This window comes from Glutamicibacter sp. 2E12 (assembly GCF_050030965.1).
Classification (GTDB): Bacteria; Actinomycetota; Actinomycetes; order Actinomycetales; family Micrococcaceae; genus Glutamicibacter.
In genome coordinates this window covers 72203-96799 of the sequence record NZ_CP188297.1, presented here as the reverse complement: position 1 = coordinate 96799, position 24597 = coordinate 72203, and the positions used below count along the sequence as shown (strand labels likewise).

Here is a 24597-nt window from a genome sequence, read left to right as displayed (position 1 = left end):
CATTAAAGGAGTGGCCGGAGCTAAAAGCTCACGAACTCAAGCGCTCTCTCTTTGAACTCGCGACTGGTCACAGCGTTGGCGTGATTGCGACCTGCCAGCCACAGCACTTCATTGCGTGTTCCTGCGTCCTTCAGAAGGCGACGCAAATGCGGCATGGTGGTCGCTAGATCATCCTGGTCGCCGGCGACCAGCAAGGTTGGAACTGACGGCACCTTGGCTGCAGGATCGTAGGGCTCGGATTTGATTGCTTCAATCAGCTCAAAGAGCGCCGACAGATCATTGGACGGTTCAGCCTCGGCAATCCGCATGATGGCGGCGGTGTAGTCGTCATGGATCTTTTCGCCCGTCTCGACGTAGGCACGGGCCTGGCCCAATTCGAAGGCAGCCAGCGGATCACCGGCTCCTGGACCCCCGATGACCAGATGATTCACCAAATCCGGATTGAAAGCGGCGAACTCCCAAGCCAGCCGGGAACCCAAAGAGTAGCCGATGACGTCTACGGGACCATCATCCAGATCCATCACTATGGCAGCCAGGGCCTGGCGAATCTGGCTTGGCGCCCAGCTGCCGTCATTGCGGCGAGGATCTTCTCCATGGCCGGGCAAATCAACCAGAAGGACATCTCGTCCTGCATCAGTGAAATATTTCAGCCAACGCGAGCGGTCCCAATTCAGTTCGCCGGATGAGGCGAAGCCGTGGATGAAAAGCACGGATGGGCTTTTCACCTCAGCGTTTGCGCGAACCACTCGAAGATTCAGATCCAATGTCATGCCATTGATCATAGGCCATTCACCCTCGAAATGTGATCTGGGCTAGCGCCTGAAGAGCGTTAATGTCAGAATGACTCTAACGAATCCGAATGTGCTGAAAACGAGGCAAATAAGAAATGTCATCCGTACCGGGTTGGGCGAATGTCGACGAACGCCGCAACCTCCCGCCCGCTCTTGCGGTTTCCACTGTGATCCTGGGAATCCGTGAAGGCAAAGATGGCGGACCCGACAAACTCTGCTTGCCAGTGGTACGCCGCATTCGCCAACCCCACACTGGAATGTGGGCGCTGCCAGGCGGACCAGTTGATCCGCGGGAATCCCTCGGCCAAGCGGCAGGGCGCAACCTTGCTGAAACCACAGGCCTACGCCCCACCTATCTGGAACAGCTCTACACCTTCGGGGATATCGACCGCTCGCCAACCCACCGCCTAGTCACCATCGCCTACTTTGCGCTGCTGAACGCTGACCAGGTCGGTGCCACCGTCCAAGACGACAACGTGGCCTGGTTCGATATCGATGATCCGCAGATTGCCCAGATGGCTTTCGACCACCGAAAGATCTTGGACTACGCCATGTGGAGGCTGCGCAACAAGACCGAGTACGGGCAGATAGCGCATCGATTGCTAGGAGAACGCTTCACCCTGGCGGCCCTGCGCGGAGTCTATGAAGCTATCCTCGGACGCCGCCTGGATCCTGCGAACTTCCGCCGAACACTCAAGAACACTGCCTCCATCGAGGAGACCGATGAGTATCTGGCCGGCGGACAGCACCGGCCGCCACGGTTATACCGCTACGTGGGCCACGGACCAGACCCGTTGGAAGTCGACCCGCTGCACGACTAGCAAGCACCATTCATACTTTTCACCGTCATCCTGTAAGAAACGGACGAACCCATGAGCACCCAAATCACTGACAACGCCAATGCCTCGGTAGCCCAGAACATCGCTCGGCTCAATCTGCTGGCTCCGGAATCCACCTGCTCCACCGATCTGGCCTCCAACCCGTGGGACACCCCTGCGGGCTACGGGCCAGGTGCCTCCCAAGAGGATTCGGTTCCAGCTGGTTACCCGGTGCAGGGTTCCATCCCAGAGGAATACCTGGAGGCTAGCGACGCCGAGCTTGATACTCGCATCATTGCTGCCAAAGAAACCCTGGGGGACAGGGCAGTGATCCTAGGGCACTTCTACCAGCGCGATGAAGTGGTGAAATATGCGGATTTCGTGGGTGACTCCTTCCAGCTGGCCAACGCAGCATTGACCCGAGACAAGGCGGAAGCCATCGTGTTCTGCGGTGTGCACTTCATGGCCGAAACGGCAGATATTCTCAGCCGCGAGGACCAATCGGTGATCCTTCCGAATCTTGCAGCAGGTTGCTCCATGGCAGACATGGCAGACGGTCCGAGCGTGCAAAAGTGCTGGGAAGAGCTCACCGCCCTATATGCGGATGAAGCTGATGATGGGCGGATGCCGGTCATTCCGGTGACCTACATGAACTGCTCTGCAGAGCTTAAGGCCTTTGTCGGTCGCAACGGCGGACTGGTCTGCACCTCCTCCAACGCTGCAACTGTTCTGGAGTGGGCTTTTGAGCGAGGACGCCGCGTCCTGTTTTTCCCGGACCAGCACCTTGGACGCAACACCGCTAAGGCCATGGGCATTCCCCTGGAGCAGATGCCGATGTGGACTCCGCGCAAGGAATTGGGCGGCAACGAAGCTGACACGCTGCTCGATGCCAAGGTCATTTTGTGGCACGGCTTCTGCTCCGTGCACAAGCGCTTCAACCCCGCGCAGATCGCCAAGGCGCGTGAGGATTTCCCTGGCGTGCGCGTGATTGTGCATCCGGAATGCCCCATGGAAGTTGTGGACGCGGCAGATGAAGCCGGCTCTACCGACTACATCCAAAAGGCTATTGCCGCTGCTACCGAGCCAACTGCTTTTGCCATCGGTACCGAAATTAATATGGTCAACCGCTTGGCTGCCCAGTACCCGCAGCACAACATCTTCTGCCTTGATCCAGTGATCTGCCCATGCTCCACGATGTACCGAATCCACCCGGGCTACCTTGCCTGGGTGCTCGAAGAGCTGGTTGCCGGACGAGTGGTCAACCAAATTTCGGTACCGAAGGAACAACAAGGGGATGCAAAGATCGCCCTGGAGCGCATGCTAGCTGCCAAGCCATGAGCCAGGTCCAACAAGAACCGAAGAAGCTGGTGATCGTCGGCTCCGGTGTGGCTGGACTGTGCGCAGCTTTGCACGCCGTAGAGCTGGGCATCCAGCCGGTATTGCTGACCAAATGGAAACTGGGGGACTCGAACTCTGAGCTCGCGCAGGGCGGGCTATCAGCTGTTACCGGAGCATCCATGGCCCAAGGCGACTCTGTTTCCAAACACGTTGCCGATACGCTCAAAGCTGGCGCGGGCCACTGCGGCGTGGAACCGGTGGAACACCTGTGTTCCTCAGGCGAAGAGCTAGTGCAGGCTTTGGAATCCTATGCAGTGGATTTTGACCGTAATGCAGATGGCTCCTACCAGCTTGGCCTTGAAGCCGCGCACAGCGCACACCGTATTCTGCATATCAATGGGGATGCCACCGGCGCTTCATTGGTGCAATCCCTGGTTGGTGCCGTGCGCCAGCTGGAGACTGCCAAGAAGCTCAGTATTATCGAGGATGCGCTTGCCACCGAACTGCAGCTGCAGGACGGAAGGGTTTCAGGGGTGCACTACTTGCGCCACGATGCACAGCAGCTGCTCTCGTCCAGCGCCGTGCTGCTGGCTACCGGTGGACTGGGCCAGTTGTACTCAGCGACCACCAATCCCCGAGGAGCAACCGCCGACGGCCTGGGACTGGCTGCCCGGGCCGGTGCTGTCATCGCGGATGCCGAATTCGTCCAGTTCCACCCAACGCTGGTTGACCCGGCCCGATATCCCGAAGCCGGGATGGTTTCCGAAGCTGTCCGCGGCGAGGGCGCCATCCTGGTCAATGACGCAGGGCAGCGGTTCATGCCTGGAATTCACCCGGACGCTGAGCTGGCACCTCGTGATGTCGTGGCCCGAGGCATCCATGAGCAGATCCAAGCCGGACACCAGGTGTACCTTGATGCGCGGGCCGTGGAAGAAACGCGCGGCGCAGGATTCCTCGCTCGCCGTTTCCCGTCCATCACCGCCAAGCTGGCGAGTTGCACCGCGGGCGGCTCCGGCCTGGACATGGCTCATGACCTGATTCCGGTGGTAGCGGCCCAGCACTACTTCATGGGCGGGATCTACACCGACACGTCAGGACGAACCTCTGTCCCCGGTCTTTATGCGGCCGGCGAATGCGCCAACACGACAGTTCACGGCGCCAACCGACTAGCCAGCAATTCGTTGCTGGAGGCCATGGTTTTTGCGCGGAACGCGGTTGCCGCCATGGCCGGTGAAGCTTCCGACACCGGGTGCGATATCAGCAGGCTGGTGGTCCAGGAGATCAGCGCGCCAACTCCACAAGCACCCCTGGATCTTGAACAGTTGCAAACGGCAGCCAGCAGCAAACTTGGCGTCTACCGCACCGGCGTGCAGCTCGAAGAAATGGTCCAGCTGCTAGCGACGAGCGCGCCTGTAGCTGCCACTGCGCGCGAGCAATCGGAACTGCGCAACCTGTGGATCACCGCACGGATCATCGCCGCAGGTTCCATGGCACGCACCAAAAGCCTGGGTGCGCACCATCGCTTGGATTCAACCGAATTCACCAGCAGCCAGCCAGATGAGGGTGTGCGCTATGGCTGGACTCTGCACCCGAGCGAGCTGGACAATGAAAATCTTTTGAGCAAGGAATTGAACGCGTGAACACTTCGACCCATCCGGTACCGAACGCCGCCATGGACCGCATCATCGAGCTGGCGCTCGCCGAGGACAATCCGCGCGGCGACATCACCGCGCTGACCATCGTTCCCGAAGGTGCGACAGCGACTGCTGTGGTCCAGGCCCGCCAGCCAGGCGTACTCTCAGGAGGGGCGGTATTCACCCGGACAATGCAGCTAGTGGATCTGCAGCTGGAGGTAGAGCAGCTGATTGCCGACGGAAGCACGTTTGCCGCCGGTGACAGCTTGCTCAAGGTCACCGGGCCGGCGGCGAGCTTGCTGACCGCTGAACGCGTGGGGCTCAATCTCCTGCAGCGCATGAGTGCCATCGCCACGGCGACCGCTGAGCTCGTCGGCCTGGTTGCGCATACCAAAGCCCGCATTGTCGATACCCGGAAAACTACGCCAGGCCTTCGCGTCCTTGAACGCTACGCAGTGCGCTGCGGTGGAGGAGTCAACCACCGGGACAACCTGTCGGATGCTTTCATGGCCAAGGACAACCACCTGGCTTTGCTGGATAACGGGGAGCAGCTTACGGCGGCCTTGAAATCCGTACGTGCGCGGCTGGGGCACACGACATCGATGGAAGTTGAAGTGGATTCGATTGCGCAGATTCCAGCTGTGCTCGCCGCCGGCGTGGATATCATCATGCTGGATAACTTTGATCCGGCGGGCATTCCCGCAGCCATTGAACTGATCAACGGGCAAGCGGTGGTCGAAGCCAGCGGAAATATCAACGCCGCAACTGTCGTGGCTGTCGCTGAAGCTGGTGTTGATGTCATTTCCTCGGGGGCCATTACGCACTCGGTGAAAGCTATTGACCTTGGACTGGATATGGTTATTGCATGATCTACATGGATGCCGCATCCACTGCGCCGCCTCGCCAAGACGTTCTCGACATGCTCAATCCGTTGCTGACCAAAGATTTTGGAAATCCGGCATCTTTGCATGAAGCAGGGCAGCAGGCCAAGCGGGCTAACGACTGGGCAAGAACCCAGGTGGCTAGCCAGCTGGGCGTGGCAGCTGAGGAAGTCTATTTCACTTCCGGCGGCACCGAGGGGGCCAATGCTGCCGTGATCGGGGCGGCTTTGGCCAACCCCCGCGGACGCGTGGTGGTCTCCAGTTCCATTGAGCATCCAGCGGTACTGGAAGCCTGCAAGTACCTTGTTGAATTCCACGGATTCGAACACCGCATCATCCCGGTATCGGCCACGGGGCTGGTCGATCTGGATGCGGCCGGCCAGCTGATCGATGCAGCTGTTGCCGTGGTTTCGGTGATGGCAGTGAACAATGAAGTGGGCACCATTCAACCGGTTGCGCAGGTTGCCCAGCTGGCCCGCAACGCTGGGGCGATCATGCATACGGACGCCGTGCAGGGCGCCGGCTGGATCGATCTCAAGCCGTTGTGCGCCGCTGTGGACGCATTGAGCATTTCCGGGCACAAGCTCGGCAGCCTCAAAGGCAGCGGAGCACTGTACCTGTCCGCTAAGCATCGCTTTGTGCCGCTGCTGCACGGTGGCGGACAGCAGGGCGGAATGCGTTCGGGAACCGAGAACCCGGCCGCTGCCGTGGGCATAGCCGCGGCATTGCAGGCAGCGACCGCACAGCGCGAAGCAGGACTGGGCGCAAGCTTTGGCCCGTACTTGGTTGAACGGATTCTCAAGGAACTCAATGCCAAGCATCCGGGCAGCGTCCAGCTGACAGGGGATCCGGACCATCGTGTTGGCGGCATAGTCTCCTTCGTTTTCCCGAAGACCGCAGGCGAAACTGTGCTGATTGAATTGGCCCGCAGGGGAGTCCTATGTTCTTCAGGTTCTGCTTGCGCAGCAGGCTCGACCGATCCTTCGGCGGTACTCACTGCGATGGGCTATGAAGAAGAACTGGCCCATACTGCTGTCCGTCTTTCGTTCACGCGCACCGCAAAAGAAAATGAGATCAGCCAGGTGGCCTCGGCTGTAGTTTCCTGCGTCTCCGGGCTCTTAAGCTGAAAATCCTGCTTCCCGGAACAGAAAAGTTCTTGGAAGCAGGATTGCAGCCAGCCGATGCCGGTGCCCTAGCGCAAGTACGTGCCGGAGACCCAGCCGTTCTTCCCGGCATACTTCACCGGGTACCAGCCGGACTTCTTCGAGCCGCGGATGGTCACCGTCTTTCCTTTGGGAATAGTGAGGATGACACGCTTGCCTGTTCCCGCGCCACTGCGCATGTTCAGGTTCGCGATGGTCTTCTTAGACGAGGACTTTGAGCTCTTGGGCTTGGTGGTCTTCGGCGCAGTCCCGGAGGAGGAGAAATTGCTCAGGTAGGTGCCCGAGACCCAGCCATTCTTCCCTGCGTACTTCACCGGGTACCAGCCGGACTTCTTTGCGCCGCGAATGGCGAGCTTCTTGCCATTCGGAATAGTCAGCACGACGCGATGGCTGGTGCCTGCCCCGGCACGCATATTCAAGTTCGCAGTGGTCTTGGCAGACTTGGCATTGCTGGTGCTCTTCTGAGGCGAGCTCTTCTTCGAATCCTTCTTCGGTGCTGCCGGCATCGAGATGTTCTTCAGATACTTGCCCGATACCCAACCGGTTTTCGAGCTGTAGCGAACCTGGTACCAACCGGACTTCTTGGATCCGGTCAGTTGGACGCTCTTGCCTTTCGGGATGGTCAGCAATAGTCGGTTCCCGGCGCCTGCCCCGGTGCGCATATTCAGATTCGCGGTGGTCCGCGCTGTGCCCTTGGTCTGCTTGGGAGTGCTCTTGGCTTTCTTGCCTGAAACCCCATAGTAGGCTTCGAGGCTCTTGGCGCCAGAGTTCTTCACGCTCTTGGCCAGGGAGGTACCCAGGTAGCGGAAGTGCCACGGCTCGTAGGAGTAGCCCGTAACGGATTCCTGGCCCTTCTGGTAGCGCATGATGAAGCCGTACTTGTGTGCGTTCTTGCCGACCCACTTGCCCACGGGAGTGTTGGCGAAGCAGGCCTGCAAACCGCAAGCGCCGTTGGCATTTCCCACGTCAATGGCCAGGCCAGTTTGGTGCTCGCTGGTGCCCGGTACAGCGGAGATGCGTGAAGCGTAGCTCTTGCCATAGATGCGGGTGTAGTAGTTGAACAGCTCAGCCTGGCGGTTGTATGAACGATAACCGCTGACAGCCCGGATCTTGACACCGTCCTTCGCAGCTGCCTTGGCCATCTTGGTGTAGGCCTTGGCCGCCGAGGACTTCAGCCGGACGTTGGTGCCCTTGACCGCTACCGTCTTCGGTGCGTACTTAACGGGACTGAGCGGGTAGTTCTTGTTGACGAAGACGTCATCCTTGCTCGGATTGCGCTGGATTTTCTTGGCGGCAATCTGCAGTCCGCTATTAACTGCCAGTGCCTGAGCCTGTACCGCTGAAGTTGCTGGGGCAGGGGCTGCGGCTAGTGCCGGGGTTGCCGGAAGCACTGTTGCGAGCAGTGCGGCCGAGAGGACGGCAGCCATTGAAGTCTTGAACGCCCGAGGCAGTTTCATGGAACTCTCCGATAGAGGTGACAAGCGATGCGACCATCATTCCATCATCTATCCATGACTCGTTCAAGACGTTACTGCAAACGTTAGAGAAGGAATGGTCTCGTTGGGCCCATCTTTTGAATCAACTAGCGGGGCAGTTCCGCCCTTGGCGCCAGGCGCCGGCAACCAGTGGCTGCTGGCGGTGCGGATATGGATAAACGGCCTCCCACTTGAGGCACCGCAAGTTTTCCCGGGGCCATGGCCGCAGGGTCTTCGCAACTGGGTTTTCCAGTCGGCCAGGCGTGCCGCAAGGAGCGCGGCCTGGGAAAATGCTCGCTGAACTTTGCTTGCAAGAAGTCGCAATCCTCACGCCAGCCGCCAGGAAAATGCCCCGTTCCTGGAGTCAAGTTGGTGGAAGAACACGAAGGGCCAATTTTTCTAGCTCGGCGAGATTTGGTAGGTTTGCGTGCATGCGTATCCGTCCAGAAGTCTTCGATGACCGAGCTGCGGTGTATGCAATAACCCATGCTGCGTTCTCCGGCATCGATCCGATGGTTGAGCCTGAGGAAGTCGGACTGCTGCAGCGTCTATTCGACTGCGACCAGTACGATAACCGTTTCTCAATCGTTGCCCTGGATGACACAACGGTCATTGGGCACGTCATCGCTACATGGGGAGAAGTGAATGGGGAACCCTTGCTGGGACTTGGCCCGCTAGCTGTCGCCCCGGAATACCAGCACCGAGGTGTCGGGTCGATCCTGATGCAAGAAATCCATGACAAGGCCGAGCAAGAAAGCATCAGCGGTATCGTTCTGCTGGGCGCCCCTGGCTACTACCGCCGCTTCGGCTACGAAGCGGCGCAAGGTCGCGGGATCCTGCCTACGCGCACCTCATGGGGCGAGCACTTCATGGTGCGGGTCTTCGACGATAACCGCCTGCCGCGCGGCAACTACCGCTATGCCAAGCCGTTTGGCGTCTAAGCGCTAATTTTCGCTGGGAATTTTCCCATATCTATTGTCACTAGTGCTCTTCGGGCGTAAACCTGTCTTATGGAACCACATGAAGAGCTTCGCGAACTGTCCTTCACCGTGTCGGGAATCATTTCCAAATCGATCAGGCAAGTATACGAAGCTGTGGCTGATCCAGAACAGCTTTCCCATTACTTCACTACCGGCGGAGCATCCGGGCACATGGAAAACGGTGCCACCGTGACCTGGGACTTCCATGATTTCCCCGGCCCGTTCCCGGTCAAGGTCGTGGAAGTGGAAGAGCCAAAGCGCATTGTCCTGCAATGGGGCGGCCAGCAATCCACCGCTGCCGATGGCATGAATACCGTGACGTTCGAATTCGCTTCTCTGGAAGACAGCACCCGAACCAAGGTGACCATCAGCGAGGCCAGCTGGGTGGCGACCTCCGAAGGAGCCAAGGCCGCCTTTGGGAATTGCGAGGGCTGGACCGGGATGCTGGCCGCGATGAAGGCGTGGCTGGAATACGGGATCAACCTCCGCGAGGGGTTCTACAAATAGCCGGGATCGGCAGCTAGCGGCGGCGCTGGTAGTAGACGTGCGTGGCAAGCGTCGTTTCGCGCCGCGACACGCGGTCCATATGCGTTTCTATATCTTCAACGCTGATCGGTTCGCCATGCCCGAGGCGGATGGGCGCGATATGCAGCCGCAGCTCGTCAATGAGGCCGGCTCGCAAGAACTGCACAATGGTGTTTGCTCCACCGGCGATGGCCACTGGATTCTCTCCCGCCGCTTCCTGGGCTTCGGCGAGGGCTTCCTCGATCCCATCGGGGACGAATTGGAAGCTGGTCCCGCCCTCCAGGCAGAGCATCGGCTTCGGATGGTGGCTGAGCACGAAGACCGGGGCATGGTACGGAGGGGTCTCTCCCCACCACCCGATCCAGTCGGCGTCTTCCTCACCGGCTGGAGGGCCGAACATCTTGCTCCCCATGATGAAAGCCGAGGCTTCGGTAATAGCGGAAATTTCCGCCTGGTTCTCGTCGAGGCGCTCAAACTGCCAGCGGTGCAGGGCTTCGGCTCCCTCGCCCAGCGGATTATCCATGCTCTGATTGGGTCCAGCGCAGAATCCGTCCAGGGAGACGGTGACATCGCAAACTACCGAGCCCATGGCAAATGCCTCGATTCAACCTACATGCCGGCGGGAGAGTGGCTACTCCTACAATGAACCTGCCCGGAGGCAGAATCAAGCCCAGGTTCGGGACAATGCACCCAGACGCCTAGCTCTCCACGTCTTTTGGCGCACCGGCAACATTCCACAGCGACAAGTGGTATTTCCGGATCAGCGCTGCTTCCAGGAGCAGGGCCGCCTTGCGGTGGATGCAGGTGACCCACCGGCCTTCAAGATTCAAGCGGTCAATGGCCAGGCGTGCCACTTGCTGGATTGAGCGGGATTCACCGCGGTCCGCCTCGATTGCCAGGTCCCGCAGCCACTGGGGATCCGCTAGTCCTTCGTCAAAAGCGTACTTGCCCATGCCGGAGGTCGCGCCCTGGCCGCTGGAATAGATCTTCAGTCTTCCGCGAAGTCCCTTGCCGCTGCGTTCACCAGCCTGGCCCACGTAGATTGGCTCATGGTCCGAGGCGCCCGCGCGGCGGAACATGTAGACGCCCGGGGCCACTGGCGCCGAGTCGGCGGTGGCTTCAAAGGAGTCCCACGGCGACCAGTCCAGGGATTCAATGACCTGGTCGTCAATGGGCGTGAGGGAAATTTCCAGCCCCGGCGCGCCGGCGAACTGAAGTTGGGTCTGCAAAGCGGCGGAGACATGCCAGTTGCCACCTGGCTGAGGCGGCTTCTGGATGGCGCCCTTGGGACGATGCTGGCGCAGATAGCTGCGCAACTCCTTGGTTTCTACGCCAAGGGTGCTGGCAGCTTCTTCCAAGCTGAATAGCTTTTCGTCCTTCAAGAGTGTTCTGCCTTCTGTGCGCCGTGATTGAACAGTTGATGCTGAATCAATTTAATCCCATGGAATGCCCGGGAGCCCGGAAGGAGCTGCCTATGGCATGTCCTTCCGGGCTGGGGCAAAAGCTACTGCACCGCTTCACGCAGTTTGGTGCTCAAGCGTTCCAACTCATGGAATTCTTCTTCGGTCAGTGCGGTGCCCAGCAAATTGTGCAGATGCTTGACGTGCTCCCTTCCGATTTCCTGCTGGAGCTTGCGGCCTGCCTCGGTCAGCGAGAGCTGCATGGCACGGTGGTCATCCGGGTCGGCCTCGCGAACTACCAGCCCCTGGTCTTCCAATCGGGTGACCATGCGGCTGAGGCTGGGCTGCGAAATCAGCAACTGCTTGTTCAGGTCTACCATCCGGCTTTTGCCGCCGGGGCAGGTGCGCAAGTTGAACAGCACGTCGTACTCGCGCATGGACAGCTTGCCGAACTCCGGCATTGCGGTGATCTGGCGCATGACCGCCACCTGTGCCCGGAAAAGAGCCTCCCAGGCATCGGTGGCGACCTTCAATGAGGCTGCTGGATTACTGGTCCCGGTCACTTGCTACAGGCTCCTTGGTGTTTGCTTGCTCAGCTTCCAGTTTAGCGTCGCGAGCAGCAACCAATCCCGCATGGGTAGGAGCCGGGGTAAGGTCCTTCGGTGCCCGGGAATCCATTTCCTTGCGCAGTTCAGGCAGTACGTACTCGCCGAACAGGTCCAGCTGGTTCAGCACGGTCTTCAGCGGCAGGCCGGCATGGTCGATGAGGAACAGCTGTCGCTGGTAGCTGCCGAAGTACTCCTGGAAGGACAGCGTCTTCTCCAGCACCTGCTGCGGGGAGCCAACGGTCAGCGGGGTCTGGGAGGTGAAGTCTTCCAACGACGGGCCATGGCCGTAGACCGGGGCGTTATCGAAGTACGGGCGGAATTCCTTGACTGCCTGCTGGGAATCCTTGGCCATGTAGAACTGGCCGCCCAGGCCAACCACGGCCTGGTCGGCGCGTCCGTGCCCATAGTGCTCGTAGCGCTCGCGGTACAGGTTGATCAGCTGCTGGTAGTGCTCCTTTGGCCAGAAGATGTTGTTGGCGAAGAAGCCGTCACCGTAGTAGGCGGCGATTTCTGCTACCTGCGGGGTGCGGATTGATCCGTGCCAGACGAATGGTGCCACGTCATCGAGCGGGCGCGGGGTCGAGGTGAAGTTCTGCAGCGGGGTGCGGAACTTGCCTTCCCAGTTCACCACGTCCTCATCCCACAGGCGGCGCAGCAGGTGGTAGTTCTCCACGGTCAGGTTGACCGAGTCCTGCATGTTCTTGCCGAACCATGGGTAGACCGGCCCGGTGTTGCCGCGGCCCAGAACCAGGTCCACTCGTCCATCTGCCAGGTGCTGGAGCATGGCGAAGTCCTCGGCGATCTTCACCGGGTCATTGGTGGTGATCAGCGTGGTCGTGGTGGAAAGGATGATGCGCTCGGTCTGGGCGGCAATGTAGGCCAGTGTGGTGGTAGGGGAGGAGGAGAAGAACGGGCGGTTGTGGTGCTCGCCGATGGCGTAGACGTCCATGCCGATTTCTTCGACCTTCTTGGCGATCGCCACCGATGCGTCGATGCGCTCTTTTTCGGTAGGGATGCGGCCGGTAGTCGGGTCGCGGGTGATGTCGCTGACTGAGAATACTCCGAATTGCATGTCCACTCCTGTTTTCCTGGTGCAAGCGTTATGTCCTGCCACCAATTTATATGCGTATGCATGTAATAACAAGTTGATGCGTCAAATATTCCCGGGCTCCTCGGAGATGTCCCTTCCTGGGGTGCACCGTCCGGCGGGTGCCCGTCACACTGCCGGCAACGTGCAATGAGTCAATGGGCAATAAGTCAATGAGCAATGAGTCAACGGCGGGTGGGGATGAAACCTGCACCCCAGAACAAGTTGCCTTGCTCGTGGGCCGGTTCCAAAGAGGGCTGCCCTGGCACGCACCGGCAATTGCGCCTGTGCTTGCGCAACTGGCGCAAAGCCCGTCGCAGCTGGCGCGCAGTCAGCGCGGATCCGGTATCCGTACCGGACTGCTGCTCCTGGATGCGAGCGAACAGGATGGTGCATGGCGGAATCTGGGTTGCGGTCATGAGTTGGCCTTTCGTAGAAGTTCATACGACAGCCAACAGGCTCCAGCTAACTTGAGGTCAAGCGGCCGGACCTGAATAATTCCTCATATGACATCCTCCAGCCACTCCGCAGTTCCAACAAGGAAAAGCCAATTAGGCATCGGGGATCTCGCTCGGCGCGCGGGAGTATCAGTGGCCGCGATCAGGTACTACGAGTCGCGGAACCTGATTTTCTCCACGCGGACCAACGGGAACATGCGCGTGTTCCCCAAGCACACGCTGCGCAGGCTGGCGATTATCGCTGCTGGCCAGCGCGTGGGCCTGACCCTGGCTGAAATCGCCGGCACGTTGGGCGAGCTGCCCGAAGACCGGGCGCCGCGGCAGAGTGAATGGGAACAGCTCAGCACGCATTGGAAGCAGATCATCGATCGCCGCATGCTCCAGCTCGAATCGCTGCGGGATTCGCTGGATGGATGCATCGGCTGCGGATGCCTGTCGATCAAGAATTGCTCGCTGGTCAACCCCGGAGATGAGGCCGCCGCGGAAGGCGAAGGCTCTCGCTGGATCCGCAAACTCGATGCGAACTCCAGCCACGGGTTTACCGGCGCCGTGGAGTGACGATTCCGCCCTGATAGGCAATCAGGGCGGCCTCCACGCGGTTGCGCGCCCCGAGCTTGAGCAGGATCGCGGTCATATGCCCCTTGACTGTCGCCTCGGTGAGCACCAGCCGGGCGGCAATCTCCGCATTGGACAGGCTCTGGCCCACCAGCGCAAGGACTTCGCGTTCGCGCACGGTCAAGCCGTGGACCAGGGACCGGGCCCGGGACTGCGCGGCGGTGTCGATCCCGCGCACCTTGTCGATCACCCTCCGGGCAATGCGCGGGGAGAGCGCCGCGGCGCCTTCGGCCACCGCATGGATGGCGCCGAGCAGTTCCTCGGGTCCCGAGCTCTTGAGCATGAATCCGCAGGCTCCGCCGGACATGGCCTGGTCGATGTATTCTTCCTCGCCGAAGGTGGTCAGGACCAGCACCTTGGTTTCCGGAGCCTGGCCCAGGATTGCTTCCATGGCTCCCAGTCCGTCGAGCTGCGGCATGCGGATATCCATCAGGATCACCGAGGGGTCCAAGCGCGCGGCCAGTTCGATGGCGCGCACCCCGTTCTCCGCTTCCCCGGCAATGAAGATGCCCGGGTCGCTGGACAGGATCGCGCGCAGCCCGGCGCGGATCAGCGCATCGTCATCCACCAGCAGGACGCTGACGGGGGTATCCATGCTCATCTGCAGTTCCTTTGGCTAGCCGGCGGGGTAGAGGTGGTCGGTGGAAACCAGTACGTTATCGGCGAAGCACAGGCGGAACATCTCGCTGCCCAGATCCAGCAGCCCGGTCCGGGCCGCATAGTAGCGGCACTGCGCATCCCCTGGCGGTGCCGGCTCGTCGATCACGGGAAGCGGCTCATCCAGGCCCGGGGCGTGGACCAGCGAAGCAACTTGCCGTGCGTCCATGCCCACCGAGAGCTTCTGGAAGTCCGAGGGGTGCAGGGCGGTGGCCTGGTAGGTGGCATGCTGCAACAGCAGCAGGGCCGCGGCAATCACCGTGACGGCGAGGACCGGCATCAGCACCAGCATCGAGGTGCTCGTGCGCTTCACCGGCGGCTGCACCCCGGCAGGCGCCGGGTACGGGAATGCCTGGGCAATGGAAGCGCGCAGTTCGAAACGCTCCTTGGTGCGGTGCACCGCCAGCGAGCCTCCGGCAGCTTCGAGGGTGCCGCGCAGCGAAGCTATCCCGGTGGCCCCAACCCGGCTGGGAGGCAGGGGGCCATGCAGCGGATTGGAAATGCTCAGCACCGCCTGCTCCGAGCGCGTATCGAGCTCGAGGTCCACCTCGGCGTGCGGCGCGTACTTCGCCGCATTGGTCAACGCCTCCTGGGCCACCTGGCGCAGCACCGCGGCCCACCGGATGGATCCGGGGGCCTGGAGCGAGGGGCCCTTCCGGGAGAAATTGATCTTCATGCCCTTGGCCCGGGCCTGTTCGACCAGCTGCTCCAGCGATGAACCTGCCGGGCCCAGCGGCGCTTGTTCGCCGTCCTCGTGCAGCACCCCGATGATCTGGTGCAGATGCTCGATGGACTCATCGGCCTGCTCGCGGATCCGCTTAGCCTGTTCGTAGGCCGGCGTGCCCTTTTCCAAGGACACCTGCAGCCCGCCGGTGGACAGCGCCAGCAGCGCCAGATCGTGGCCCAGCTGGTCATGCATGGCTTCGGCAATGCGCGCCCTTTCCCGCAGCTCGGCTTGCACCACCACATGCCGGCGCTCCTGGCTGCGGAACAGCACGGCATTGCGCCGCGCCCGGCCCGCCCACCAGGGCAGCAACGCGAAAAGCACCAGACCGGTAAGGATATTCAGTGCGAAGGCCAGCAGGCTCAGGTGCGAGGACCATGCCAGCGTCACCCCGGAGGCCAGCGTTCCTGCCCCGAGGGCCAGCAATCCATGGGCCAGCGCGGACACATGCCGTCCGGCCAGGTAGCTGCAAGCCGCGGCCAGGGGAGCGAGCACAACCCAGGCCCCGTTCGTGGAGATGGGAACCAGATAGGCGCACAGAGCCAGCAACAGCAACAGGACCGGCTGCTTCCACGAGGTAGTCATGGAGAACATGCTACGCAGAATCGGCGCAGCCAGACACCGACCAAGGTAGGGGTTGGGGCCGCGCGATGGCCGACTTCCAGCCGGTGCGCGGCAGCCCGGGCGAATCCTAGGGTTGAGCGCAGAACCAAAGGAGCACACCATGATCGCACTTGAAGCGCTGAGCAAGGACTTCGGCGCCACCCGCGCCGTCAATGCGCTGACCGCCACCATAGAACCCGGGCAGGTGACCGGATTCCTCGGACCCAACGGGGCCGGCAAATCGACCACCATGCGGATGATCCTCGGACTGGACGCGCCCAGCAGCGGGCGGGCACTGGTCAATTCGGTTCCCTACGCGCAGCTGCGCTACCCGCTGCAGGTTCTCGGAGCGCACATCTGCGGCACGGCGGGGCACCCGGGGCACACCCCGCGCACCTTCCTCGCATCCCTGGCGCAAAGCAACCGGATCCCGGCAACCCGGGTGGATGAGGTGCTGGCCGACGTCGGGCTGCAGTCCGTGGGCACCCAGCGGATCGGCGGATTCTCGCTGGGCATGCGCCAGCGCCTGGGCATCGCCGCAGCGCTGCTGGGCGACCCCGAGATCCTGGTCCTGGACGAGCCGATGAACGGGCTGGATGCCGAAGGGATCGTCTGGATCAGGCAGCTGCTGCGAACCCGGGCGGATCGCGGCGGGACCGTCTTCGTCTCCAGCCACCTGATGAGCGAGGTGCAGCAGGTCGCGGACCAGCTGATCCTGATCGGCCGTGGAGAGCTGATCGCCCAAGCCCCCACCAGGGAGCTGATCAGGCAATTCACCCAGCAGGTCATTACGGTGCGCTCGCCGCAGCTCGCGGCGCTCGCCGGACTCCTGCAGCGACCGGGCATCGAGCTGAACGCTGGCGAGGACCGGCTGGAGGTCATCGGCCTGCCGCTGGAAAATGTCGGTGGGCTGGCCTTCGCCCATGGCATCGAGCTGCATGAACTGAGCGTTGCCCACGGATCGCTGGAAAACGCCTACAACCAATTGACGCATGGCATGGTGGAGTACTCCGCCGAATCAGCTAGGGGAGCGGGAAGCAAATGAGCACGCTGCAGATCAAAGGGTCCGCATCCGGATACCTGGGCGCAGAGCTGCTGGCGGCGGCGCGCGCCGAGGCCGCTAAATTCTTCGGGCTGCGGTCGCTGCTCTGGCTTTATGGCTCGGGAATCACGCTGTCCATCGCCCTGGGGTGGCTGCTGGGTGCCAGTGCGAAAGCCAGCGGGGACAATGGCTTCGACACGGCGATGCCCGCCCCGCTGATGGTTTTCGCAACCCTGCAATTCGGCCAGCTGTTTTTCGCTGCCGCCGCGGCCCTGCACATCACCAGCGAGTACTCCAGCGGCACCATCACCACCTCCTTGCAAGCGGTACCGCGCCGCGGGCTGCTGCTGGCAGCGAAGTCGCTGCTGCTCTCCGGGCTCGGTTTCGCTGCCGGAGTGGCCATGATCGGCGTGGGCACCATTCCGGCAGCGCTCAGCGCGGGGCCGTACGGGGCATTCGCCGTCTCCGACCTGGTTTCGGCCTGCCTGGGCGCCGGAACCTACCTGGCGCTGCTGAGCTTGATGGTGCTCGGGCTCGGGCTGCTGTGCCGGAACTCGGCCGGGGCAATCGTCTCGGCGATCATGCTGGTGACCGGGCTGCCGCAGATCCTGCAGCTGATTCCCTTCTCATGGGTGCAGACGGTGGCCGACTACCTGCCCAGCAATGCGGCGACGTTCATGGCCACCGGCGCCACCGAACCCTATGGGCCGACGGTGGCGCTGCTGGTGCTGGCAGGCTGGGCCGTGGCCCTGCCCGGAGCCGGATATGTTTCGCTGAAGCGGCGCGACGCCTAGCCGCAGGCAGCGCACAGCGGGGTATCGGGCGTGATGCCCGATACCCCGCTGTGCGCACGTGGCTGAAGTTGCTAGGCCTTGGACCGAAGCTGGGCCCGGTCTCGCCATGCGGCGGTGCTCCACAGTGCAAGCGCTACCAGCGCTGGTTGGAAGAAGAGCCGGGCAAGCCGTTTCCCGTCGGTGTCCAGGCCGAACGCGTCGCGTCCCTCCTGCCACTGGGCGAGATTGCCGGGGAACACCGCCACGAAGAAGAGCGCGGCGATCCAGCCCACGGCGACCCGCTTCTTGAGCAGCGCCAGCAAGGAAAGTCCCAGGCCGATTTCGGCGACACCGGAAAGGATGACCGTCAGGTCCGGATCCAGCGGGACGAAGTCAGGGACCTGCGCGCGAAATTCCTCGCGGGCAAAGCTCAGGTGGCTGACCCCGGCGAAGACCAGGAATGCCCCGAGCGCACTCCGTGCGCCGTGCCGGGCGATTCCCAGGGGTTTCGCCGCGGGAGACCTAGTCATCGCTGACGCTGACCAGGACATCGATGTTGCCGCGGGTGGCATTGGAGTAGGGGCAGACCTGGTGGGCCGCGTCAGCCAGTTCCTGGGCCAGCGCAGGTTCCATGCCGGGAATGATGACTTCCAGCTCAACCGAGAGCTTGAACCCGTTCTCTCCCTCGCGGTTCAGGTGGACTCGGCCTCCGACGCTGGAGTCCTCGATCTTGACCTTGCGGCCACGCGCCACCATATTCAATGCCGAGTGGAAGCAGGCGGCGTAGCCAGCGGCGAACAGCTGTTCCGGGTTGGTGCCGGCTCCCGAACCGCCCAGTTCTGCCGGGGAGGCCAGGGCCAGATCGAGCTTGCCGTCCGGGGTCTGGACGCGGCCTTCGCGGCCTTGGCCGGTGGACAGGGATTCAGCGGTGTACAGGGTTTCCATGAAACTGCCTTTCGATGAGGGGGAAATCTGGTAGCTATTGTCCGGAGGCTTGGTCCGGAGCGGGGATTTGCTGCATGGAGGCGGTGATGCGGTGCAGGGATGCCAGCAGCGCTTTGGCGCTTTCCATATCCGACAACCCGGTGCCGCAGGCAATCTGCGCCGGGATATGCGCCAGTTCCTTGCGCAGGGATACGCCAGCGGGGGTCAGGCGGACGTTGACGACGCGGCTGTCCTGGTCATCGCGTTGGCGTTCGATGAAGTCCTTTTGTTCCAGCCGGCGCAGCAGCGGGGACAGGGTCCCGGAGTCCAGCTGGAGCATCTCGCCGATTTCGCGCACCGGCTTATCGTCTTCGGACCACAGTGCGACAAGCACCAGGTACTGGGTGTAGGTCAGCTGCCAGGGGGCGAGCAGCTCGGTATATGCGCGGGTGGTGGCCCGGCTGGCCGAGTAGAGGGAGAAGCACACCATGTCGTCAACTATTGCCATGGAATAATGATTGCACGCAATTCAATTGTGCGCAACTTATATTATTGATTCTCCAGGCACGGCGCTGCGCGGAGCGCAGGACGGGGCTTGGAATCGGATTTGGAATTGGAGCCGGACCGGCACTGGAATCGGGGGACAGCGACGGGTCGGAGCACCGGCAGGGATCTTGTCCCGCCGGCTGATGGGGTCATGTTTCGCGCCCTTGCGTTGGCGTCGCTAAGCTGGGAGCCATGAGTATCGGCAACTACCTGGCGAAGGCCGGAGGGCGCACCTGCCCCCGCCTGGCGGTAGTCCGCTCGCTGCTGCTGATCAGCGCGGTGCTTTTCGGCTTGTTCTCGATGCATGTGATGCATCATGGAGCCTCGGCGCAATCCCTGGCCACGGCCACGGTCCCGGCCCCGGTCGCGCAGGCGCATCCGGCTCACACCCTGCCCGCGCACCAGGCTCCGCCAGCCGATGCAGGCGGCGGAGAGCAGGGCTGCACCGACTGCCCGATGGGCCATGAGATGGCCGCCACCGGTTGCGTCTTGGCGCTGCTGGCCATGCTGCTGTTCCTGCGGCCGCCGCAGACCGTAGCCGTTCTCCGGACGGTGTTCCCGCGGACCCTGTGCGCGGCACCGGAACTGCGGGGGATCGCACCGGATAAACCCGATCTGGTTGCGTTGGGGATCTGCCGAACGTGAGAACTTGGCCGGTCGATGCACTGGCCTCCAGCTAGTTCCGGCGCCGCCGCAGGCGGGCGCCGCTCACGTTCCAGATCCACCAGGAGAATCACCATGAACAAGCAGACCCTCATTTCCAGCGCCCTCGTACTGGGTGCAACGCTCGCCCTCGCCGGATGCGCAGGGGAACCAGCAAGCACCGAGGCGCCCAGCGCCTCGGCCTCCGGTTCGCATTCCGGGCATTCCATGGACCAGTCCGCGTCGGCCAACGACGCCGATATGGCCTTCGCCGCGGGCATGAAGTTGCACCACGAACAGGCGATCGAGATGTCCGGCATCCTGCTGGGCAAATCCGGGATTCCCGCCGAGGTGGCATCCCTGGCCGAAAGGATCCAGGCTGCGCAAGCCCCGGAGATCGAACGCATGGACCGCTGGCTTTCCGAGTGGAATATGTCCGGCGGGATGGATCACGGGAGCATGGACCACGGCGACGGGATGGTCCCGGAAGAGGGGATCAAGGCGCTGGAAGACGCGACCGGCTCCGACGCTGCCCGGCTCTTTCTCGAGCAGATGATCATGCACCACGAAGGCGCCGTGGAGATGTCCAAGACCGAGATCAGCGAGGGAAGCTACCCGGCGGCCCTCGACCTGGCCCAGCAGATCGTTGATTCCCAGACCAGGGAAATCAATGAGATGAAGCAGCTGCTTGAGACGCTGTAGCCCGGAATTGGAGACAGGAAGGTTGGGAGTGGCCATGTCTGGAATATTTGCCGGCGGCAAGAGCTACCGTGCCCGCATTGCGGCCAGGGGCGCCGGTTCGCTGCTCGCGCTGGCCATGCTGGCCGGATGCAGCACCGCTGCGGCACCCGTCGCGCAGCCCGAGCCAACGGTGGTTGCGGCCGAGGACACCGGTCAGTTCCTCGCCGAGCTGGGACTGGAAGGACTCGACGCCAAGGCGGCCATCGACCGGCTCGATCGCTTGCCGCAGGAGCAGCGGCCGGAGAACTTCACCGCCATGGTGCAGCCAACGCAGCTAGTGCTGGCCGATGCGTCGGGACGCACCGCGAACCTGCCGCTGCCGGAAGGCCAGTACTATCTTTCGGCCGCGCCCTATGTGGACCAGACGCACAGCTGCCATTTCCATAGCCTCACCACCTGCCTTGGGCAGTTGCAAGGCAAGGAGATGGGGGTCAAGGCCGTGAACGCCGAGACCGGGGAGGTGCTGGTGGACCAGGGCATGGAAACCTTCGACAACGGATTCATCGGCCTCTGGGTTCCGCGGGGAATCACGGTGGACCTTGAATTCACCTACCAGGGGAAGAGCGCCAAGACCACGGTGTCCACCGCCGGGCAGTCCAGCGCAACCTGCCTGACGGAGCTGCGGCTGGTCTAGGGCCAGCGGCCGCGGACAGCGCGCAAACGGACTCGGGCCTGCAACCACGAAGGTGGTTGCAGGCCCGAGTCATGGCGTCGCCAAAGCCTAGTCGTTGGGCTTGGGCGGTGCCTGCTTCATCAGCTCTTCGAAGGCCCGGCGTTCCTTGCGCGAGACCGGGATCTGGCCGGTCAACGGGTTGACGACCTGGCCAGCGGCTTCGGCCGGCGCGGGGGCAGCCGCGGGGCTCTTCCCGGCATCTGCGGTCTTCGAGGCCTCCGTGGCCGCGGCTTCTGGCGCGGCGCCCGGAACGATCTTGGCGCTGGCGCTATCCATAGCCCGGGACAGGTCCTGGGCAGCGGTATGCTGCTGCGCCGAATGCTTGCGCGCGCGGCGGGCCTTGGCGTTCTTCTCCTTGCGGGACTCGACCAAGCGGTAGAGCACCGGCACCAGGATCAAGGTGAGCACGGTGGACGAGACCAGGCCGCCGATCACCACCACGGCCAGCGGCTGGGAGATGAATCCGGACTGGCCGGTCAGGCCCAGGCCCATCGGCACCAGCGCGAAGATGGTAGCCAGGGCGGTCATCAGGATCGGGCGCAGGCGCTGGCGGGCGCCGTGCATGATGGCATCCTCCAGGGACATGGCCGGACGCTCGGCGCTGTCCTGGCGGTACTGGTTGATCAGGTCGATCAGCACAATCGCGTTGGTCACCACGATGCCCACCAGCATCAGCATGCCGATCAGCGAAGGCAAGCCCAGCGGGATCCCCGAGATCAGCAGCAGGCCGATAGCGCCGGTCGCCGCGAAGGGAATCGAGACCAGCAGGATCAGCGGCTGGATCAGCGACTTGAAGGTGGCCACCATGATCACGTAGACAATCGCGATGGCCGCCAGCAGTGCCAGGTACAGCTGGTTGAAGGACTCGGCCTGCTCGGTTGCGGCGCCACCGATCTCCGCGGTAGCGCCCTCGGGCAGCTGCACCGAGTCCAGGCTCGTGGCGACGTCCTTGGACACCTCTCCGAGCATGTTCTCCACCGGAGCCAGGGTGACCGTAGCGATACGCTCGCCGTTGGAGGTGGTGACCTGCTGGACCACCTTGGCACGCTCAACGGTGGCCAGATCCTGCAGTTCCCTGATGCCGGCGGCGGTAGGGATCTGCAGCTCGCGCAGCTTCGCCAGGCTGTCCAGATCCATCCCCTCGCCGATCTGCACCGTCATGTCGGTGTAGTCCAGGCGCAAGGTGCCTGCCGGAACAGGGGAGACCTGCGAAGCGACCATGCCAGCGAGCTGGGTCTCGGTCAATCCCGCCTCGGCAGCCTTCTGCGCATCGATATCGATGGACACCTGCTCGCGTTCGGCAGAGAGGTTATCGGAGATTTCGGTGACGTTCGCGGTACCTTCCAGTGCTTCGCGCATCATGGAGGTCGCCTCGCGCAGGATCCCCTCGTCCGGGGCCTTGATCTCGATGGTGACATCGCTGGACATCATGGCCGAGGAGTTCGAGCCGAAGCTCAGGTCCAGGTCCTCGGCCAGGTCCAGGCCTTCCACCTGCTCGCGAACCGTGTTCGTCAGCGCTTCCTGGTCGGCATCGGCATCGGTGATCACGGTGAAGCTTGCGGTATCCGAGCCGGAGGAGAACATGGCAGCCATGCCGCTGGCGGTGCCCACGGTCAGCTGGACATCTTCGATTCCCTCGATATCAGCGAGCCCTGTCTCGATCTTTGCCGCTTGCTTTTCGGTGGTTTCCATGGAGGTGCCCGAAGGCATCTTGGCGGTGATGGAAATGGAGTTCTCGCCGGTGGAACCCAGCAGATTGGTGTTCAGCAGCGGGGTCATGGCCACGGTGCCGGCAAGGACCAGCACCGAGGCCAGCAAGGTGATGACCGGGTGCTTCTGGGTCCCCTCCAGCACCGGAATGTAGGCACGCTGCAACCACGACTTGTCTTCGGCCACATGCACGGTATGGGTTTCGCCGCTGCCCGGGCGGTGCGGCAGGAACCAGTACGCCAGTACCGGAACAATGGTCAGCGATACCAGCAGCGACGCCAGCAGTGCGATGGTCATGGTCAGCGCGAACGGGCTGAACAGTTCGCCGGCCATGCCGCCCACCAGGGCGATCGGCAAGAAGACCGCCACGGTGGTCAGGGTCGCCGCGGTAATGGCGCCGGCCACTTCCTTGACCGCCAGCAGGATCGACTGCGCCTTGGATTCGCCATGGGACAGGTGGCGCTTGATGTTCTCGATCACCACAATCGAGTCATCCACCACGCGGCCAATGGAAATGGTCAAGGCGCCCAAGGTGAGCATGTTCAGCGTGTATCCGAAGGCATTCATCCCGATGAAGGTGGCCATCAGGGACAGCGGAATGGAGATCGCGGTGACCAGGGTGGAGCGTACCGAGAACAGGAACACCAAGATGATGATCACCGCGAAGCCCAGGCCCAGGGCGCCTTCCAGCGCCAGGTGCTTGATCGAGTCTTCGATGAAGGGCGCCTGGTCGAAGATCGTGGTCAAGGTGGCCTTGTGGCCCAGCTCTGACTCCAGGTTGGCAAGCATTGCGGTGACCGCGTGCGAAATGGCTACCGTATCGCCATCGGGAGTCTTGGTGACCTGGATGGATAGGGTCTCCTCGCCGTTGGTGCGGGTAATGCTGGTGGCCTCATCGGCCTTGACCGAGACCTCGGCGACGTCCTTGAGCAGCACCGGACCGCCATCGGTGACCAGCGGGATATCCTTGATGGCCTCCAAGCTGTCCGGGGTGGAGCCGGCGATGACCGGCAGTTCCAGGCCATCGACGTCCATGTTGCCAATGGGCATGGGGGAGCCGGCGTTCTCGATGCCGTCCTTCAGATCCGTGACGGCCAAGCCGGCATCGCGCATCTGGTCGTCTTTCGGGATCACCGCAATGTGCTGGGAGGCGCCACCGGAGACCGAGGCCTCGCGGACCCCCTCGATCTTCTGCAGCTTGGGCAGGGTCAGGCGCTCCACGTCGTCGTTGAGCGCTTCCAGTGACTGGTCCGAGGAGACGGCCAGGGCCAGGACCGGGAAGTCCGCGATGGAGCCGGCGAAGGCGGTGGGCTCGACATCCTCGGGAAGCTGGGCCTTGGAATTGGCAATGGCCCGTTCCACCTGGGTCCGGGCACGATCCATGTCCGTGCCGTATTCGAAGGTCAGCGAGATGCGGGTGAAGCCGGTCTGCGAGGTAGCGGTGGAGGATTCCAGGCCCTCAACTGCCTGCAAAGCGGTTTCCAGCGGCTCGGCCACCTGCTCGTCGATCACCTCGGGGCTGGAGCCCATTTGGGTTGCCATGACCGAGATCTGGGGGAATTCCAGGGCGGGGATCAGCTCCTGCTTGAGCGATCCCATGGAAATCACGCCGAAGACGGCGGCGAAAACCGTGATGAGCGCAATGAGCGCCCGGTTTTTCAATGACAAGATGGCCAAGCGCTGCATGCGGGTGTGGTCCTAGCTGTGTCGCAGTGGGAAGGGCTGATCTCAACTTTAGTTGGTTGCCATTGCTCAACAGTCACCGGGAGATGTAAAGCACGCAAAATCA

General features: G+C 62.4%; 26 protein-coding genes. 13 read left to right on the top strand and 13 right to left on the bottom strand.

The window, feature by feature from the left end; all coding sequences use genetic code 11:
• Positions 1-20: 20 nt before the first annotated feature.
• Positions 21-770, bottom strand: a complete 750-nt coding sequence (locus ACP3TE_RS00425; RefSeq protein ID WP_400290871.1) for an alpha/beta fold hydrolase — start codon at positions 768-770, stop codon at positions 21-23.
• A gap of 116 nt (positions 771-886) precedes the next feature.
• On the opposite strand from ACP3TE_RS00425, the gene ACP3TE_RS00420 reads away from it, so the two are divergent.
• Genes ACP3TE_RS00420 through ACP3TE_RS00400 form a run of 5 tightly spaced genes read left to right on the top strand, consistent with a single transcriptional unit; the run spans position 887 to position 6589 of the window.
• Positions 887-1612: an NUDIX hydrolase gene (locus ACP3TE_RS00420; RefSeq protein WP_332489031.1), complete on the top strand. Its 726-nt coding sequence runs from the start codon at positions 887-889 to the stop codon at positions 1610-1612.
• A gap of 51 nt (positions 1613-1663) precedes the next feature.
• Entirely contained in the window at positions 1664-2947 is a 1284-nt protein-coding gene (gene nadA / locus ACP3TE_RS00415) for a quinolinate synthase NadA (protein ID WP_332489029.1), read from the top strand.
• Positions 2944-4587, top strand: a complete 1644-nt coding sequence (nadB, locus tag ACP3TE_RS00410; protein WP_426734789.1) for an L-aspartate oxidase — start codon at positions 2944-2946, stop codon at positions 4585-4587. Before nadA ends, nadB begins: the two co-directional genes overlap by 4 nt.
• Positions 4584-5450 (top strand): carboxylating nicotinate-nucleotide diphosphorylase, encoded by an 867-nt coding sequence (nadC, locus tag ACP3TE_RS00405; RefSeq protein WP_426734787.1) that lies wholly within the window; start codon positions 4584-4586, stop codon positions 5448-5450. Before nadB ends, nadC begins: the two co-directional genes overlap by 4 nt.
• Positions 5447-6589, top strand: coding sequence for a cysteine desulfurase family protein (locus tag ACP3TE_RS00400; protein ID WP_426734786.1), 1143 nt, complete (start codon positions 5447-5449; stop codon positions 6587-6589). The genes nadC and ACP3TE_RS00400 overlap by 4 nt, the downstream gene beginning before the upstream one ends.
• Positions 6590-6654: 65 nt before the next feature.
• Here ACP3TE_RS00400 and ACP3TE_RS00395 read toward each other — a convergent pair whose 3' ends face one another.
• Positions 6655-8082, bottom strand: a complete 1428-nt coding sequence (locus tag ACP3TE_RS00395) for a D-alanyl-D-alanine carboxypeptidase family protein (RefSeq protein WP_426734784.1) — start codon at positions 8080-8082, stop codon at positions 6655-6657.
• A 449-nt stretch (positions 8083-8531) separates the two neighbouring features.
• On the opposite strand from ACP3TE_RS00395, the gene ACP3TE_RS00390 reads away from it, so the two are divergent.
• On the top strand, positions 8532-9041 hold the full coding sequence (locus tag ACP3TE_RS00390) for a GNAT family N-acetyltransferase (RefSeq protein WP_181148886.1): 510 nt from the start codon (positions 8532-8534) through the stop codon (positions 9039-9041).
• A 69-nt stretch (positions 9042-9110) separates the two neighbouring features.
• Positions 9111-9587, top strand: a complete 477-nt coding sequence (locus ACP3TE_RS00385; RefSeq protein WP_332499038.1) for an SRPBCC family protein — start codon at positions 9111-9113, stop codon at positions 9585-9587.
• Positions 9588-9600: 13 nt separating this feature from the next.
• Here ACP3TE_RS00385 and ACP3TE_RS00380 read toward each other — a convergent pair whose 3' ends face one another.
• From ACP3TE_RS00380 to ACP3TE_RS00360, 5 genes are all read right to left on the bottom strand, one after another.
• Positions 9601-10194 (bottom strand): dihydrofolate reductase family protein, encoded by a 594-nt coding sequence (locus ACP3TE_RS00380; RefSeq protein ID WP_133834714.1) that lies wholly within the window; start codon positions 10192-10194, stop codon positions 9601-9603.
• Between the two features lie 109 nt (positions 10195-10303).
• The gene (locus ACP3TE_RS00375) at positions 10304-10987 is read right to left on the bottom strand and encodes a hypothetical protein (protein WP_105661090.1); all 684 of its coding nucleotides are present in this window, start codon (positions 10985-10987) and stop codon (positions 10304-10306) included.
• Positions 10988-11109: 122 nt separating this feature from the next.
• On the bottom strand, positions 11110-11568 hold the full coding sequence (locus ACP3TE_RS00370; RefSeq protein WP_105658053.1) for a MarR family winged helix-turn-helix transcriptional regulator: 459 nt from the start codon (positions 11566-11568) through the stop codon (positions 11110-11112).
• Positions 11552-12685 (bottom strand): LLM class flavin-dependent oxidoreductase, encoded by a 1134-nt coding sequence (locus tag ACP3TE_RS00365; protein WP_105661548.1) that lies wholly within the window; start codon positions 12683-12685, stop codon positions 11552-11554. Before ACP3TE_RS00365 ends, ACP3TE_RS00370 begins: the two co-directional genes overlap by 17 nt.
• A gap of 200 nt (positions 12686-12885) precedes the next feature.
• Complete coding sequence (locus ACP3TE_RS00360; protein ID WP_133834713.1) at positions 12886-13119, bottom strand: hypothetical protein; 234 nt, start codon at positions 13117-13119, stop codon at positions 12886-12888.
• Between the two features lie 87 nt (positions 13120-13206).
• On the opposite strand from ACP3TE_RS00360, the gene soxR reads away from it, so the two are divergent.
• Complete coding sequence (gene soxR / locus ACP3TE_RS00355) at positions 13207-13716, top strand: redox-sensitive transcriptional activator SoxR (RefSeq protein ID WP_332489009.1); 510 nt, start codon at positions 13207-13209, stop codon at positions 13714-13716.
• Here the strand turns inward: soxR and ACP3TE_RS00350 are convergent.
• Both ACP3TE_RS00350 and ACP3TE_RS00345 read right to left on the bottom strand, forming a co-directional pair.
• Positions 13697-14374 carry a response regulator transcription factor gene (locus tag ACP3TE_RS00350; protein WP_332728518.1) on the bottom strand — a complete coding sequence of 226 codons (678 nt, stop codon included), beginning with the start codon at positions 14372-14374 and terminating at the stop codon, positions 13697-13699. The genes soxR and ACP3TE_RS00350 overlap by 20 nt on opposite strands.
• 15 nt (positions 14375-14389) lie before the next feature.
• Positions 14390-15739: a sensor histidine kinase gene (locus tag ACP3TE_RS00345; RefSeq protein WP_426734781.1), complete on the bottom strand. Its 1350-nt coding sequence runs from the start codon at positions 15737-15739 to the stop codon at positions 14390-14392.
• 139 nt (positions 15740-15878) lie between these two features.
• Here ACP3TE_RS00345 and ACP3TE_RS00340 point away from each other — a divergent pair, with 139 nt between their 5' ends.
• The gene (locus ACP3TE_RS00340; protein ID WP_426734780.1) at positions 15879-16802 is read left to right on the top strand and encodes an ATP-binding cassette domain-containing protein; all 924 of its coding nucleotides are present in this window, start codon (positions 15879-15881) and stop codon (positions 16800-16802) included.
• Positions 16799-17593 carry a hypothetical protein gene (locus tag ACP3TE_RS00335; RefSeq protein WP_426734778.1) on the top strand — a complete coding sequence of 265 codons (795 nt, stop codon included), beginning with the start codon at positions 16799-16801 and terminating at the stop codon, positions 17591-17593. The genes ACP3TE_RS00340 and ACP3TE_RS00335 overlap by 4 nt, the downstream gene beginning before the upstream one ends.
• 71 nt (positions 17594-17664) lie before the next feature.
• Here ACP3TE_RS00335 and ACP3TE_RS00330 read toward each other — a convergent pair whose 3' ends face one another.
• The 3 genes from ACP3TE_RS00330 to ACP3TE_RS00320 are packed head-to-tail and all read right to left on the bottom strand — an operon-like array spanning position 17665 to position 19004.
• Positions 17665-18102, bottom strand: coding sequence for a DoxX family protein (locus tag ACP3TE_RS00330; protein ID WP_426734776.1), 438 nt, complete (start codon positions 18100-18102; stop codon positions 17665-17667).
• The gene (locus ACP3TE_RS00325; protein ID WP_105661097.1) at positions 18095-18517 is read right to left on the bottom strand and encodes an organic hydroperoxide resistance protein; all 423 of its coding nucleotides are present in this window, start codon (positions 18515-18517) and stop codon (positions 18095-18097) included. Before ACP3TE_RS00325 ends, ACP3TE_RS00330 begins: the two co-directional genes overlap by 8 nt.
• Positions 18518-18551: 34 nt before the next feature.
• Positions 18552-19004, bottom strand: coding sequence for a MarR family winged helix-turn-helix transcriptional regulator (locus ACP3TE_RS00320; protein ID WP_426734774.1), 453 nt, complete (start codon positions 19002-19004; stop codon positions 18552-18554).
• A 230-nt stretch (positions 19005-19234) separates the two neighbouring features.
• Between ACP3TE_RS00320 and ACP3TE_RS00315 the strand changes: the two genes are divergently transcribed.
• From ACP3TE_RS00315 to ACP3TE_RS00305, 3 genes are all read left to right on the top strand, one after another.
• Positions 19235-19687, top strand: a complete 453-nt coding sequence (locus tag ACP3TE_RS00315; RefSeq protein ID WP_426734772.1) for a hypothetical protein — start codon at positions 19235-19237, stop codon at positions 19685-19687.
• A gap of 93 nt (positions 19688-19780) precedes the next feature.
• Complete coding sequence (locus ACP3TE_RS00310; protein ID WP_426734770.1) at positions 19781-20386, top strand: DUF305 domain-containing protein; 606 nt, start codon at positions 19781-19783, stop codon at positions 20384-20386.
• A 34-nt stretch (positions 20387-20420) separates the two neighbouring features.
• Positions 20421-21059 (top strand): CueP family metal-binding protein, encoded by a 639-nt coding sequence (locus tag ACP3TE_RS00305; protein ID WP_426734769.1) that lies wholly within the window; start codon positions 20421-20423, stop codon positions 21057-21059.
• Between the two features lie 87 nt (positions 21060-21146).
• Here ACP3TE_RS00305 and ACP3TE_RS00300 read toward each other — a convergent pair whose 3' ends face one another.
• Positions 21147-24494 carry an efflux RND transporter permease subunit gene (locus ACP3TE_RS00300; protein ID WP_426734767.1) on the bottom strand — a complete coding sequence of 1116 codons (3348 nt, stop codon included), beginning with the start codon at positions 24492-24494 and terminating at the stop codon, positions 21147-21149.
• Positions 24495-24597: the final 103 nt, after the last annotated feature.